The 13,882-nt window shown below is 43.3% G+C and carries 12 protein-coding genes; 4 read left to right on the top strand and 8 right to left on the bottom strand.

Annotated features, from left to right (window positions below):
- Nucleotides 1-118: 118 nt before the first annotated feature.
- Nucleotides 119-538, bottom strand: a complete 420-nt coding sequence (locus JC525_RS08440; RefSeq protein ID WP_198815424.1) for an MAPEG family protein — start codon at nt 536-538, stop codon at nt 119-121.
- A 151-nt stretch (nt 539-689) separates the two neighbouring features.
- Nucleotides 690-1,196, bottom strand: a complete 507-nt coding sequence (locus JC525_RS08435; protein WP_198815423.1) for a fasciclin domain-containing protein — start codon at nt 1,194-1,196, stop codon at nt 690-692.
- A gap of 284 nt (nt 1,197-1,480) precedes the next feature.
- Between JC525_RS08435 and JC525_RS08430 the strand changes: the two genes are divergently transcribed.
- Entirely contained in the window at nt 1,481-2,638 is a 1,158-nt protein-coding gene (locus JC525_RS08430) for a tetratricopeptide repeat protein (protein WP_198815422.1), read from the top strand.
- 55 nt (nt 2,639-2,693) lie between these two features.
- Here the strand turns inward: JC525_RS08430 and JC525_RS08425 are convergent, their stop codons facing one another.
- The 5 genes from JC525_RS08425 to JC525_RS08405 form a co-directional block, all read right to left on the bottom strand.
- Nucleotides 2,694-3,533 carry an isopenicillin N synthase family dioxygenase gene (locus JC525_RS08425; protein ID WP_198815421.1) on the bottom strand — a complete coding sequence of 280 codons (840 nt, stop codon included), beginning with the start codon at nt 3,531-3,533 and terminating at the stop codon, nt 2,694-2,696.
- A gap of 169 nt (nt 3,534-3,702) precedes the next feature.
- A complete protein-coding gene (locus JC525_RS08420; protein WP_120963514.1) occupies nt 3,703-4,914 on the bottom strand; it encodes a NupC/NupG family nucleoside CNT transporter in 1,212 nt (403 codons plus the stop codon).
- Nucleotides 4,915-4,926: 12 nt separating this feature from the next.
- Nucleotides 4,927-5,550 (bottom strand): uridine kinase, encoded by a 624-nt coding sequence (udk, locus tag JC525_RS08415; protein WP_105930445.1) that lies wholly within the window; start codon nt 5,548-5,550, stop codon nt 4,927-4,929.
- Between the two features lie 188 nt (nt 5,551-5,738).
- Nucleotides 5,739-6,692, bottom strand: coding sequence for a hypothetical protein (locus JC525_RS08410; RefSeq protein WP_198815420.1), 954 nt, complete (start codon nt 6,690-6,692; stop codon nt 5,739-5,741).
- Nucleotides 6,692-7,585, bottom strand: coding sequence for a hypothetical protein (locus JC525_RS08405; RefSeq protein WP_198815419.1), 894 nt, complete (start codon nt 7,583-7,585; stop codon nt 6,692-6,694). Before JC525_RS08405 ends, JC525_RS08410 begins: the two co-directional genes overlap by 1 nt.
- A gap of 382 nt (nt 7,586-7,967) precedes the next feature.
- Between JC525_RS08405 and JC525_RS08400 the strand changes: the two genes are divergently transcribed.
- The gene (locus JC525_RS08400) at nt 7,968-11,141 is read left to right on the top strand and encodes a TonB-dependent receptor (RefSeq protein ID WP_198815418.1); all 3,174 of its coding nucleotides are present in this window, start codon (nt 7,968-7,970) and stop codon (nt 11,139-11,141) included.
- Nucleotides 11,142-11,334: 193 nt separating this feature from the next.
- Complete coding sequence (locus JC525_RS08395; protein WP_105930398.1) at nt 11,335-12,018, top strand: type 1 glutamine amidotransferase domain-containing protein; 684 nt, start codon at nt 11,335-11,337, stop codon at nt 12,016-12,018.
- A gap of 133 nt (nt 12,019-12,151) precedes the next feature.
- On the opposite strand, the gene argR is transcribed toward JC525_RS08395, so the two are convergent.
- Nucleotides 12,152-12,616 (bottom strand): transcriptional regulator ArgR, encoded by a 465-nt coding sequence (gene argR, locus JC525_RS08390; RefSeq protein ID WP_198815417.1) that lies wholly within the window; start codon nt 12,614-12,616, stop codon nt 12,152-12,154.
- 237 nt (nt 12,617-12,853) lie between these two features.
- On the opposite strand from argR, the gene mdh reads away from it, so the two are divergent.
- Nucleotides 12,854-13,792 carry a malate dehydrogenase gene (gene mdh / locus JC525_RS08385; RefSeq protein ID WP_159120450.1) on the top strand — a complete coding sequence of 313 codons (939 nt, stop codon included), beginning with the start codon at nt 12,854-12,856 and terminating at the stop codon, nt 13,790-13,792.
- The last annotated feature ends 90 nt before the right edge of the window (nt 13,793-13,882 follow it).

Below are 13,882 nucleotides of genomic sequence, written 5' to 3'. Positions count from 1 at the left end.
ACTCAGTCCTATCTGCGGGAGGAACCATCTACCCCACACATTACTCCTGTAAGCTTCAAAAGTGGATTAAACATAAGTTGAATATAACAACATTTACTTCTGGTCTATCGAAATGATTTTAAGTAAACACTTGGAAGAAGGCGAGAATGAAAACGGCAAGGTTGCAGAGCATACCAATCATGTAGAAATAGCTTCTCGGGCTAGGATTCTTTTCAGTCGCAATAGCATAGTAAAGGGCCATGTGGATAATTCTGCACAGTGCATACAACCAAATGAGCGATGCCAAGATGTTGGTCGGCGCACCTAAAAAAATACAAAACAGCGCGGGAAGTGTAAATTGATGCACGTTTTCTAACGAATTATGAAACGTTCTGTGACTTCTAAAAACAAAACTGTCGTGACTTAGCTCTTCGCTTACTTTACCCGGGATGTAGGTTGACTGTTTTCGATGTGCAATCGCAGCCACGATATTCTGTACAAAAACGGTCAAACAAATAACCAGTAAACCAGCAATGCTATAGGTATATACCGAAAACATAAGAACTCCTTTTCAGACTTTTGTAACGTTTAATTTGTTTAGCATCTAGTAAGTGAATTTGTACGAGAAGTATAAAGGATTGGATCGAGCGTTTAAAAAAACGGAAGCACTGACGTATCAGTGCTTCAGAGTCTTTTTTAATTTCTTTGTATTATAATGCAGCCGCTACTTCAGCAGGCAACAATACAGTATCAATCACGTGAATTACGCCATTGCTTGTCATGATATCCGCTTTAATTACCTTCGCATTGTTGATCATAACGTCGCCCATCTTCGCAGAGATGTCTACTTGACTACCTTCTACCGTTGTTGCATTAGAAAGCGTTGATACGTCTTCTGCCGTCACTTTACCTGCTACAACGTGGTAAGTGAGAATTTGAACAAGCGTTTGCTTGTTTTCTGGCTTCAACAACATTTCAACGGTACCAGCTGGTAGGGCCGCAAATGCTTCATCAGTAGGAGCAAAAACTGTGAAAGGGCCGTCACCTTTTAACGTCGACACTAAATCAGCTGCCTTTACCGCGGTGACAAGGGTTGAGAACATTTTGTTACCAGCTGCGGTATCTACGATGTCCATATTTTCAGTATCTTTGTGATGCCCAGCGAATACTGAAGCACTAAAAAGAATAACGACAAACGCACTAATTAACTTTTTCATACTATTTCCTATACATGATTACAAAATTTAACACTAAATTATGTGCTCTCTAGTTACTTGCCACTTCATTCAGCTAGCGAGCGTTACTGAACTGTCAATGGTTACGGTAGAAAGGTAATAATTGATAATTAACTTTCCGTAATCTTATAAAAGGCTTGTTTCGCCTCGGAAAGCACGAGATGAAGATTTGCGCCGAATATATAAAAGTCAGGATGTAAATAAAATGTAAAAATCAGATGGTGAGCTATACTTATGGCATCGAGTACACAAAAAAGGTGCCTGTAATGAATGCTCGAGTAACTGCCTTATTAATGCTTTGTCTTATAATAGGGGCGTGTAAGTCTACTGAAACAGAAACGACTGACGCTGCGCCCACCTTACTTAATGACAGTCTGTTCCCTACATACAGCTTGTTTTCCATTGAAACCCCTGAAGAGATTTTTTTCTTAGATGAAGACGCAAAGCGCTTTGCGGAAAAAGCAGTGTATGAGAAGAGCATCTTACAAAAGAATGTGAAAGGCTTGGTTAAGGCAATATTCGATCATGCTGATCAGGGTATGCTTTATCGCAACAGCGCAAACACTACTGCGAATACTACTTTCCACAACCGCGCGGCAAATTGCCTTTCATTGTCAATTATGACTTACGCTCTTGCTGAGCATGTGGGTCTCAATGCGACATTCTACGAGGTAGATATCCCCGAATACTGGACGCGTCGAGACGGATATAGCCTGCTCAACGGCCATATTAATTTGCGAGTATCAGTGCCTAACGATAGTGTAGTTGCATCCCTTGGCGGCGCTTGGGCTGATGTCGATTTCGACCCTCAGATGTTACGAAATTATTTTCCGCGTAACGCCGTATCTCTTAACAAAGTGATATCAATGTACTACAACAATAAGGGAGCGGACGCTCTGGTGGCCAATAGTTACACCCGAGCCTACAGTTATTTTCGCGCAGCGGCGAAGCTATCGCCAGAGTTACAGCAAAGCTGGGTTAACTTGGGCGTGTTGTATCGCATGGTCGATGAATACGAACAAGCAGAAATAGCCTATAAACATGCGCTGTCGCTTAATGACGATAACCTAACAGCGTGGGAAAATTTATCTATTCTTTATATTTATCAAGACAGAGACGTTGAAGCTTCCCGCATTACGCAAATGGTAGAAACAAAGCGCCAAACCAATCCTTTTTACCATTATATCTTGGGAGAACAAGCATTCGATTCTGGTGATATCGAGATAGCAATTAGCCACTACGAAAAAGGGCTAAGGCTCGATAAAAGCCGTCATGAGTTATTCTTTGGCATGGCGAAAGCACATCATGAGTTAGGGGATGTGAGTGAAGCCCAGCGTTATTTACAGCAGGCCGTTAAGCATTCACCCAACGAGCAGGATAGGCAACGCTATACTTCAAAGCTTGCAGCGATAGCTAGTAGGTAAAAAAAAGCCGCAGACTAGCTGCGGCAAAAGAATAACACTACAAAAGGAACTTAATTTATATAACGCCCAGCTCACGAAGGCGCTCTTGCAGGTATGACCCTGCAGTATGACGTTCTGAAAGAACAACATCCGGTCTTGGGTGTAAAAACAGTGGCAACGAGATACGAGATTTCGTCATATCTGCACCATCTGGGTTTACAACCCTATGGGTAGTTGATGGGAAATATTCGCCTGATGCTTCTTGAAGCATGTCGCCAATATTCACAATTAAGTTCCCGAAATCACAAGGAACGTCAATCCAACTACCGTCTTTAGCTTGTACTTGCAATCCTGGCTCGTTAGCCGCAGGTAAGATAGTAATCAAGTTAATATCTTCATGCGCAGCGGCGCGAATTGCGTCTACTTCTTCATCACCTTTCAGTGGTGGGTAGTGCAGTATACGTAGCAAGGTTTGATCAGAATCTTTGATCATTTCGCCTAGCGGTTGACTGTACTTATCACTCACCTCTGAAGGAGAATGCTTTTCTATCCAACCCAACAGCTCTTTCGCTAGCGTGTTTGCTTCCTCATAATATTGAGAAATTTGAGGACGTAGTGCTTCAGGGCACTGACCCCATGGATAGAAGTGGTAATACTCTTTAATATCTTTTTTCGTAAAGCCTTTAGCTACCTCAGATACGCTCTGAGGGAAAAATCCGTCTTGTTTACCTTTGTTGTACAGGTAATCATTCTTCTCTTCACTGTCGAAGAAGCCCTGCCAATTGTCGTAAATACCTTGAACTAATGACTGTTGGATAGGGTGATTTTTTAAAACACCGAACCCCGTCTCGCGAAGTGACTTCACGAATTCTTCTTGTGCGTTTTCCGCTTGGTAATCAACAGCAACTAATTGCATAACTTTATCCCGTATATTTTGACTGCGGCATTATAAAGGTAGACGGGCTACAGAAAAAAGTCGCAGAAATTGACATAAATCAACCCCGCGATGAATTGGCGCGTAATTTACAGAAACCTGACTAGTTAGTCTAGTTTTTTCTTGACCATCTGGTCTAATTTAATGATCTTTAACCCAGAGAGAGGAAAAAGCCTGCCAATGCGGCACTCATTAAATTAGATAGCGTAGCTGCGATAACTGCTTTTAATCCTAATCGCGCAATTTCATTTCTGCGTGTTGGTGCCATTACACCAATTCCACCCATCAAGATTGCGATAGAAGAGAAGTTTGCAAAACCACAAAGAGCAAAGGTGATAATGGCCTGAGACGCTTCAGATAGCTGTGCTTGGTTTTCCAAGAAGTTAAGGTAGGCAACGAATTCGTTCACCACCATTTTCTGACCAATAAAGCTGCCTGCAAGTTGTGCTTCTTCCCATGGGACGCCGATTGCCCATGCAAGAGGTTGAAGTACATAACCCAGGATCCCTTCAAACGTTACGTTTTCATAGCCAAATAGTCCTGCACTCCAGCCTATAAGGCCGTTGAGCATTGCTATAAGTGCAATGAAAGCGAGTAGCATTGCGCCCACGTTTAGCGCAAGCTGCATGCCTGACGATGCGCCACTGGCGGCAGCGTCAAACACATTAGCGTAAGCGGTATCTTCCGCTTCCACATTTTTAGATTCTATACTGGCAGTGTTTGTCTCTGGCAATATTATTTTTGCCATAAGCAACCCTCCAGGAGCAGCCATAAAGCTTGCTGCAAGTAGGTATTTTAACTCCACACCCATACCAGCATATCCGGCCATTACCGAGCCCGCAATAGAAGCCAATCCACCCACCATAACTGCAAATAGCTCAGATGTAGTCATATTTGGGATAAAAGGACGCACGACTAATGGTGCTTCAGTTTGCCCAACAAAGATGTTAGCGGCCGAAGACATTGATTCCGATTTGCTTGTTCCCAATAGCTTTTGTAGCGCACCCCCGATGATCTTTATAACGATATTCATCACTTTTAAATGATAAAGAACCGCAATCAATGAGGAGAAAAATACGATAACCGGAAGTACATTGAACGCAAATATAAAGGCTATAGATTTGTCGCCAATAGGGCCAAACAAAAAGTTAATTCCATCTTGGCTATAAGCAATAATATTGGCAACAAACTCTGTTGAAGCTAACAGAACCTCTTTTCCAGGTTCAGAATACAGGACAAATGCGCCAACGGATGCTTGAATAGCAAATGCGCCACCTACGGTGCGCAAATTTATACTGCGTTTCGCTGATGATAACGCAAAAGCAATACCCAGAAGGACTGCAATGCCCAGTAAACTTACCATAGAAATGTTCCCTTAAAGAAGCGCTTGCTGAATGTGTGATTTGATCACATCTAATGCAATTTGGTTTTTGCCACCTTGCGTCACTACTACGTCGGCAGTGAAGCGGCTTGGTTCGATAAATTGATGATACATAGGCTTTACAGTCTCTTCGTACTGTTTAGCAACAGATTCGATACTGCGACCACGTTCTTTAAGGTCACGCATCATCCTGCGCATCAGACAAATATCTAGAGGCGTATCAATAAAAATCTTAACGTCATAAAGAGGGAGCAAATCTGTTCGAGCCAACAACATAATACCCTCGAGAATGATAACAGGAGCCGGATTAAGGCGTTCTGTTTCAGGTAATCGAGTATGCGTTTTATAGCAGTAGTGCGGATAATCAATCGGCTGACCTTCGCGCAAAGCTTGCAGATGTGCTTTTAGTAGTTCGTGTTCAAAGGCATTAGGGTGATCGTAATTATTTTTCTCGCGCTGTTCCATCGGGAGATGGTCTTGCGCACGATAATAATGATCTTCACGCAGCACTTGAACAGGACGACCCTGAGCACTGAAGCCGTTGAACAAATTTTTTGTAAAAAGAGACTTCCCAGAGCCTGAAGCCCCAGAAATGGCAATAATAAGTGGCGATTGCATAGTACTATAAAGCTGGTTTTGTTGGTGCAAAGATACGCGTTTAGGCCTCGCGAATCAATGATATATTCACAAGTTATCTGTTTTTGGATCGGTCTTTGCTAGAACTTTATTGTATTTTCAAGGCATTGCAGGCTGTTTACTTAATTAGCAAAAAATGACAAAAAGCTCTCCAAGTGGTCAGTTTTTAGTTAGTTACCAATGATTGTTATATCCTCTTGCTTGATAGACGGTATTGCGTAAGAGTGTTGTTTAGACCGAGAACCCTCGCCCTGAGCCCGCGGTGGGTAATACGTTTCTTTCTCTTCGCTGAATGAAGAGAATACTTCGTCTAGAGCTGCTCTAATTTCGCTTAACGTCTTGTCAAGATTTGCGTTGAAATCTGGGCGTTTACGTTTTGTGTGGCCAAGTTCAATTAAGCGACCGAAACTCTTATTTGCAAGGGCTAGTAGTTCACTTGGCACATCTTTGTGCGGGGGGAGTGGTACACCGGGATGTTCAATGCAATATTTAACCAGTGCAGTGTAAAAGCAAAGTGGCTTGTTTTGCAGGGTAACAACCTTATCGTCGATACCATTTGAAATTGTTTTTTCCTGAAGATTAATTACCAGCTTCGGTGAAGGAGGAATCACTTCTTCTAGCGACGTCGGTTTCTTTTTAACCTTATTTGAAACACTGAAAATAGGGGTCAATAGTAGTGACGACAGTAGTGCAGTCCAGCTAAAAGAGAGCGCACTTAGCGTTCCAACGGCTCGAATTTCTGCGGTAATCGTTTGTTCTGCGTTCTCGAATTTAGCATTAATAACAGAACTGTAAGATGTAAAGTCTTCTTTATCGTCCTCAACAGTCTGAATACTCTTTACAAGGACTGGATAACCACCTTCTTTGAGCGCCTTGTTGAGTTTTTTTAGATACCTAATGATTGCAAATTGATTTACGGGGGTATTTAGCGTGCGGTTTCCTACGTCAAGAAAGGCGCTATCCAAGCTTATTCTTCGTTCTACCTTATCGACTGCTTGATGAATTGAAGATTGATGAGACCAGTATTGTGCAATGAGAGCCACACACTGTATACACACAAAAAGTGAGAAGAATATAAAAAAGGTAAAAGGCTTTGGCTTCCAGTTGAGAGGTTTATTACTCATTAGTTACAGCCTTCTTCAAGTGTAATCGTCTTGTAATAAGGCCTTGGATGTGACATCGCTATCTCGTTTACAACCGTTTGCATGGCGCAAAATAGATCCGTGTTTTGCGTCAGCATTTTTAAGTACCATTGCATGCCGCTAACATCCTCTTGAAGTGGCGTTGCATAGTTTCTAGAAAAGTTCTCACTATCTTCTTCAGCCCAGTAGGACGAAATTATATCGATTTCTCCGGCGAGTAATGCTCGCCTTAATTCTTGATGAGAACTGTAGTAAACAATGTTTACGTTGCTGTCACTTAATCCTATGTTTTGTATCACGGTCTTCGGCACAATGTGGCCAGAACGGCTGCTCGGATAATCTAAAAGTCCAATGCTTTTTCCTAGCAAGTACTCCTTTGACAGCTGTGGTCGTTCTCTCAAGGCAATAAAAAACGCTGAATAATCTGGATGGGAAGCTAGTTTCGTTAATCCATATATCTGATCTGCGCCAAACGCATCAACCACATTACTCTTTACCAGCGCCAAGTTAACCACACCGTGGTTAATGTAGCGGAAGGTGTCATAGTCGCTTTGACCGATAGTTACCTTGACCTCGCCATATTGACGCTTGATGATTTTATCATCACACAAACGCATGCTTGCCATTTCTGCGATTCTGCCATCAGTAACATAAACAGAAAAAACATCATTGTTACCCTCAAGACCAGTCTTGCAGGTTATGTAATGACCAGTTTGTGGCGCAATATCGCCATACGATGCAGAATTTAGAAAATAGTTTATCGAACCACAACTAACAGCGGCCAAAATAAAAATTATCCATTTTCCTGAAGCAACAATTCTGAAATTAGTCAAAAAAACGACCGAATGAATTAACGATTTATAATGTGATTTCATCAGTTAAGGTTATTTATTGCAATAGGTAAGTTTATTTTAATGTGCTAAAAAATTGAAAATTAAAGGTTTTTTATGAGTAAACCTGATTTTTATTAAACGCTGTTTATTAGTTGCCCGTCTGTCAAGAATAGGCCCAGCAAATCGAAGCGGGTCAGCAATAATAATAACAAGTAAATTAACTTGACCATGTGGTCAAGAAAAAATTTACAAACTCAGTATTCTCGTACGATTGCTGTTAAATAAAAATGTAAAAGTGTAATAAAAATGACATGAACCTTGACGACAATTCATCGGGTTCCGGTTAAGATGCAAGCACACTGCGTAATTTATGTGCAGTCTTTAGCCGAAAAAAGAATTTTAAACAAATAAGGGAAACACACACATGAGCTCATCAGCTAAGTTCAGTCGCATCGCGGCTGCGGTTGCGCTGTCAATCGGTTTGTCGACCACTGCAATGGCGCAAGAAACGTCATCTGCAATGGAAGGCCGCATCCTTACCCCTACAGGTGCACCTGCTGCGGGAACATCTGTTACAGTAATTCACGAACCTACTGGTACAGCCCGTGAAGTAACTGTGGGTGCTAACGGTACGTTTAACCTTCGCGGTCTTCGCGTTGGTGGACCTTACAGAATTGTTGTTGATTCTGACGAGTACCAAGACACCACAATCGACAGCGTATTCCTAGAGCTAGGTAACCCATTTGGCGTTAACCTTACTCTAGAAGATGCAAGTGATATCGAAGTTATCTCTGTTAGCGGTAGTTCATTAGCTGCAACAGCGTTTGGCGCAACGGGGCCACAGACGGTATTTAATCTTGAAGCGCTAGAAAATACTCCTGCTATTAACCGTAGCATCGGCGATATCGTTCGTGTTGACCCTCGAGTTTTCGTTGATGAAAGCTTCAACGACTCAATTAGTTGTGGTGGTGCGAGCCCGCGTAACAACAGCTTGACCCTAGATGGTATTCGAATGAATGACAACTTTGGTCTAAACAGCAATGGCTTCCCAACTGAGCGTATGCCTTTCTCTTACGATGCAATTCAACAAGTAGCGGTTGAGCTTGCTCCTTTCGACGTAGAATACGGCGGCTTCACTGCGTGTAATATCAACGCAGTAACCAAATCAGGTACAAACGAAGTTCACGGTGGTGTTTTCTATGACTTTACGTCTGACTCTTACCGCGGCGACGAAGTTGACAGCGTAGAGCGTGACAACGGTAACTACACTGAAAGACGTTACGGGTTCAACGTTGGTCTTCCACTAATTAAAGATAGCCTTTTCCTTTTTGCTGCATATGAGAAGCTTGAAGGCGTTCAGTTGTATGATTATAACGCGCTAGGTGGCCGTGTAACTCAAGACGACATCGACCGCGTATCACAAATTGCGCAAAACGTTTACGGCTACGATGTTGGTGGCACACCAGGTTCTGCACCAGTTGAAGATGAAAAGATTCTAATCAAACTAGACTGGAACATTAATGCTGATCACCGTGCTTCATTAGTATACAACTGGAACGACGGTTTCAGCGTAAGCCAGTCAGATGGTGGTTCAAGTAACCTTTCTCTTAGCAACCACTTCTACGAGCGTGGCGCTGAGCTAACTACGATTGTTGGTTCACTATACTCAAACTGGACAGACGACTTTACGACAGAACTTCGTATCGGTCACACTGACCTAGATAATCGTCAGCAGTCACTAGACGCGGCTTCTGGTTTTGCTGAAGCGCAAATCGAAACAGACGGCGGCGGTCGTATCTATATCGGTCCTGATGATTCTCGTCAGTCTAACGACCTTAACTACGAAGTGTTTAACTTCAAGCTTGCTGGTACTTATTTCTGGGGTGACCACGAAGTTACAGCTGGTGTTGAATATGAAGAAACTGACGTATTTAACTTGTTCATGCAGCAAACGGTAGGTGAATACCGTTTCAGAAGCATAGAAGACTTTGAAGCAGGCCTAGTTGACCGTATTTACTACAACAACTCAGCGGGCACGAACAACCCAGCTGATGCAGGTGCTTCTTTTGCGTTTGACGTAACCACGTTCTATGTACAGGACGAGTTCTATCTAACTGACGACCTAAAAATTATGGCAGGTCTTCGTTATGATACATACGGCTCTGACGATACACCTCGTTTGAACGAAAACTTCACTGAGCGTTACGGTTTTGCCAACACGGCTAACGTTGACGGCATTGACCTTCTTCAGCCGCGTTTCGGTTTTACTTACACAGTTAATGAAAGCTTAGAGCTACGCGGTGGTTTAGGTCTTTACTCTGGTGGTAACCCGAACGTTTGGATCTCAAATGCGTACTCTAACGATGGTGTAACGAACATTGGTACACGTGAAAGACAAATTGATGGTTTCGTAAGCGGTACTACTTCATTGTTTGACTTAGCGCTAACGGGCCAAGGTCGTCCAATCTTCGACGTACCACAAGATCTATTTGACGAAGTAGCAAACACTAGCCTAACGGATGGTGACGGTAACACTAACGCAACTGACCCAGACTTTGAAATTCCGTCTGAGTGGAAATACGCGTTAGGCTTCACCTACGTAACTGAGAACGACTACCTAATTAATGCTGATATGATCTACACCGATCGCCAAGACTCAGCGATTGTTAGAGACGCAAACATCGTTTACTCAGGTCAAAACCGTTTTGATGGTCGTCCAATTTACGAGCGCATTGACGCAGACCGTAACGAGACGTCAGACTTTATCCTTGGTAACGTGGATTCAAGTGACGACGGTAGCTCGCTTGTATTTTCAATTGGCGTAAGCAAAGAGTGGGATAATGGTTTCGACATGGCCGCATCATATGCTTATGTTGATGCTGAAGATGCTAACCCGATGACAAGCGCAGTTGCATTCTCGAACTACGCGAACTTCGCAACTAGCGATCCTAACAATCCATCTGCAGCAACGTCTGACTACGCTGTTGGCAACCGTTTTAACTTATCTCTAGGCTACACTGCTGAGTTCTTTGACGGTTATGCAACGCGTTTCAACTTGTTTGCAACGGCTAACGAAGGTAAGCCTTTCTCTTATGTTCACAGCAACAACTCAGCATTCCCATGGGATGGTGTATTTGCTCGTCAGCTTATTTACATTCCTGAAGTAAATGACCCGAACGTAGTGTTTGTAGACCAAACTAACCGTGATGGTGATGTACTTCAAACAGCTGAAGTTGCTGAAGCTGCATTTAACCGTTGGGTTGAAGATAATGGCTTCGAACGCGGTGAAATTCTTGAGCGTAACAGTGAATCTGCAGACTGGTGGTTTAAAGCTGACCTACGTGTATCTCAAGAACTTCCTGGCTTCTACGAAGGCCATACAGCAAGCGCATTTTTCGTAATTGAAAACTTGACTAACTTAATCAACGACCAGTGGGGCGACTTCCGTCAGGGTAGCTTCGGTGGTGATGAAGTTATTGCTGCTGACTTCAACGATGCAGGTCAATACGAGTACAGTGCGTTCTCAAGACCAGATCAAAGCGTATCTCGCGGTCCATCTCTTTGGGAAATCCGCGTAGGTGTTAACTACCGCTTCTAAGAAGTAGTAAACATTAACTACAAGTTGTAGTGTTAGGTGCCACTCTCCTTAACAGGAAGTGGCACTTTTTTATGCCCGCGATTTATCTCACTCATTTGCTACTAATCGATCCTTCTCTTCTTTTATGATCTAAGACCCTCCACCACACGAATTAATTGGCGTTACATTTTTTAAATGCTCGCAAGGAGGGCTTATGTCAAAACGTATGTTAATGGTAATGACGTCTCACGAAATTATGGGCGACACGGGTGAGAAAACAGGTATGTGGCTAGAGGAGTTCGCCGCACCTTATTACGCATTTAAAGACCAAGGTTACACAATTACATTGGCCTCGCCGATGGGAGGGCAGGTTCCGATTGACCCTAACAGTCTATCTGACGATGCCATGACAGATGATGCAATTCGATACACGAAAGATGAATTAGCACGTAGTGCAATAGCGTCAACTATTCCACTTGAAGATGTTCGTGCTGAAGAATTCGACGCGGTATTTTATCCTGGCGGTCATGGACCATTGTGGGACCTCTCAGATAATGCGCACTCTATCAAATTGATTGAAGAGACTATTGCCGCTAATAAGCCAGTCGGAGCGGTTTGTCACGCTCCAATCGTGCTGAAGGATGTAAAAACCCCTGATGGCAAGTATTTAGTAGACGGCAAAGCCGTAACCGGTTTTTCAAATAGCGAAGAAGCCGCGATGGAACTCACTGATGTAGTGCCTTATCTTGTCGAAGATGAGTTAGTGAAAAAAGGCGGCAATTATGAAAGTGCAGATGATTTCGCTGTGAAGGTTTGTACAGATGGGCTGTTGGTTACCGGTCAAAATCCGCCATCGTCACGCCCAGCAGCAGACGCGCTCATTAAGCTTCTGTCTTAATACGTACTCAAACCCTAAAATTGAGGAACCGCATTTTATATGCGGTTTCTTTGTCTAGTGACGTAAAGATTTCGTTCGAAAAGCTTTCAGTTTATATAGCTTTGCGGCGCATTAATAAGCAAAAGCAGCCTAATTAGACATTTTCAAACAGGTCTTCAACCCGCTGTCTTAACTCTTCTATTTCAGCTACATCGGCAGGGGCAATAAATATTGTATCGTCGCCGGCAATGGTGCCCAATACACCGTCTTTTTTGCTAAGAGAATCTAGTAAGCGCGCGATTAGCTGTGCAGCACCTGGACTCGTTCTGATAATCACCATTACATTGTTATGCACAATGTCTAGTACAAGCTGTTTTAACGGACTTTTAGCCGTTGGCATACCCAACTCAGGGGGAAGACAATAAACCATGTCACCGCGGGCATTACGCGTTCTTACCGCACCAAATTTGCTCAACATTCTTGAAATTTTTGACTGGCTGATATTGTCAAAGCTTTGTGACTTCAAAGCATCTACAATTTCGCCTTGCGAACCGTAACTTTCCGCTTTGAGAATCTCTTTAAAAGCTTTGATGAGTTGCTCTTGTTTTGCGTTTGCCATTAGCGCTCTTTTCTTTTCTGAGGGTTATCGTTAGGAATTATATTTAGTATGCGTATATTGTGCCGTACAGGTGGACTTTGCGCAATTTCTTTGCATAATCATTCATGATAATGAATATCGAATAAAAATCGCCATAAATAACGTTAATAAGACGATCCGGTGATTGAGTTTTCCCCCGCGTTGCATTAGTGTGACGTTCCGTTTAAATACGTGAAGTAATCCCATAGGAGAAATGGTATGAAAGTAGCCGTGTTAGGTGCTGCCGGCGGTATTGGTCAGGCGCTGTCTTTGTTGTTGAAAACACAATTGCCAGCAGGTTCAGATTTAGCGCTTTACGACGTTGCGCCAGTTGTTCCTGGTGTTGCTGTTGACTTGAGCCACATCCCCACTGCGGTAAAAGTAACCGGTCACGGTAAAGATGACCTTGCTGGTGCACTTACTGGAGCAGACGTTGTTCTTATTCCAGCAGGTATGCCTCGTAAGCCAGGTATGGATCGTTCTGATCTGTTCAACATCAACGCCGGCATTGTTAAAAACCTAATTGAAGGTGTAGCTGATAACTGCCCGAACGCGTGTGTTGGTATCATCACTAACCCAGTTAACACTACTGTTGCGATTGCAGCTGAAACGCTAAAAGCAAAAGGCGTTTACGACAAGAACAAGCTTTTCGGTGTAACTACGCTTGACGTTATCCGCGCTGAAACCTTTGTTGCTGAACTTAAAGGTGTAGACGTATCTTCAGTGCACGTACCGGTAATCGGTGGTCACTCTGGTACAACTATCCTTCCTCTACTTTCACAAGTTGAAGGCGTTGAGTTTACTGACGAAGAAGTGTCTAGCCTAACTACTCGTATCCAAAACGCGGGTACTGAAGTTGTTGAAGCTAAAGCTGGCGGCGGCTCTGCAACCCTATCTATGGGTCAAGCAGCAGCACGTTTCTGTTTATCTCTAGTTGCAGCAATGCAAGGTGAAAACGTAGTTGAGTACACTTACGTACAAACTGACGACAGCGACGACGCAGCATTCTTCGCACACCCAGTTCGCCTAGGTGCAAACGGTGTTGAAGAAATCTTGCCATACGGCGAGCTAAGCGCATTTGAAGAAAAAGCGAAAAACGACATGCTTGAAGGCCTACGTGGCGACATCAAGCTAGGCGTTGATTTTGTAAACGGCTAATCGGATAACATCATTGGCGGAACTTTGAACGCAGACCCGCCGTGAATACGTCCATGTAGGCTTCGCCACCGCATCCCTGCGGTGGAGAGC

It is taken from the genome of Alteromonas sp. IB21 (assembly GCF_016405965.1).
Classification (GTDB): Bacteria; Pseudomonadota; Gammaproteobacteria; order Enterobacterales; family Alteromonadaceae; genus Alteromonas.
The sequence above is the reverse complement of the archived record's forward strand: the minus strand, read 5'-3'. Positions and strand labels throughout refer to the sequence as shown.

Bases quoted from the DNA above. Each gene is read 5' to 3' on its own strand.
- JC525_RS08440 (WP_198815424.1), bottom strand. From the start codon at position 538: ATGTTTTCGGTATATACCTATAGCATTGCTGGTTTACTGGTTATTTGT.
- JC525_RS08435 (WP_198815423.1), bottom strand. From the start codon at position 1,196: ATGAAAAAGTTAATTAGTGCGTTTGTCGTTATTCTTTTTAGTGCTTCA.
- JC525_RS08430 (WP_198815422.1), top strand. From the start codon at position 1,481: ATGAATGCTCGAGTAACTGCCTTATTAATGCTTTGTCTTATAATAGGG.
- JC525_RS08425 (WP_198815421.1), bottom strand. From the start codon at position 3,533: ATGCAATTAGTTGCTGTTGATTACCAAGCGGAAAACGCACAAGAAGAA.
- JC525_RS08420 (WP_120963514.1), bottom strand. From the start codon at position 4,914: ATGGTAAGTTTACTGGGCATTGCAGTCCTTCTGGGTATTGCTTTTGCG.
- udk (WP_105930445.1), bottom strand. From the start codon at position 5,550: ATGCAATCGCCACTTATTATTGCCATTTCTGGGGCTTCAGGCTCTGGG.
- JC525_RS08410 (WP_198815420.1), bottom strand. From the start codon at position 6,692: ATGAGTAATAAACCTCTCAACTGGAAGCCAAAGCCTTTTACCTTTTTT.
- JC525_RS08405 (WP_198815419.1), bottom strand. From the start codon at position 7,585: ATGAAATCACATTATAAATCGTTAATTCATTCGGTCGTTTTTTTGACT.
- JC525_RS08400 (WP_198815418.1), top strand. From the start codon at position 7,968: ATGAGCTCATCAGCTAAGTTCAGTCGCATCGCGGCTGCGGTTGCGCTG.
- JC525_RS08395 (WP_105930398.1), top strand. From the start codon at position 11,335: ATGTCAAAACGTATGTTAATGGTAATGACGTCTCACGAAATTATGGGC.
- argR (WP_198815417.1), bottom strand. From the start codon at position 12,616: ATGGCAAACGCAAAACAAGAGCAACTCATCAAAGCTTTTAAAGAGATT.
- mdh (WP_159120450.1), top strand. From the start codon at position 12,854: ATGAAAGTAGCCGTGTTAGGTGCTGCCGGCGGTATTGGTCAGGCGCTG.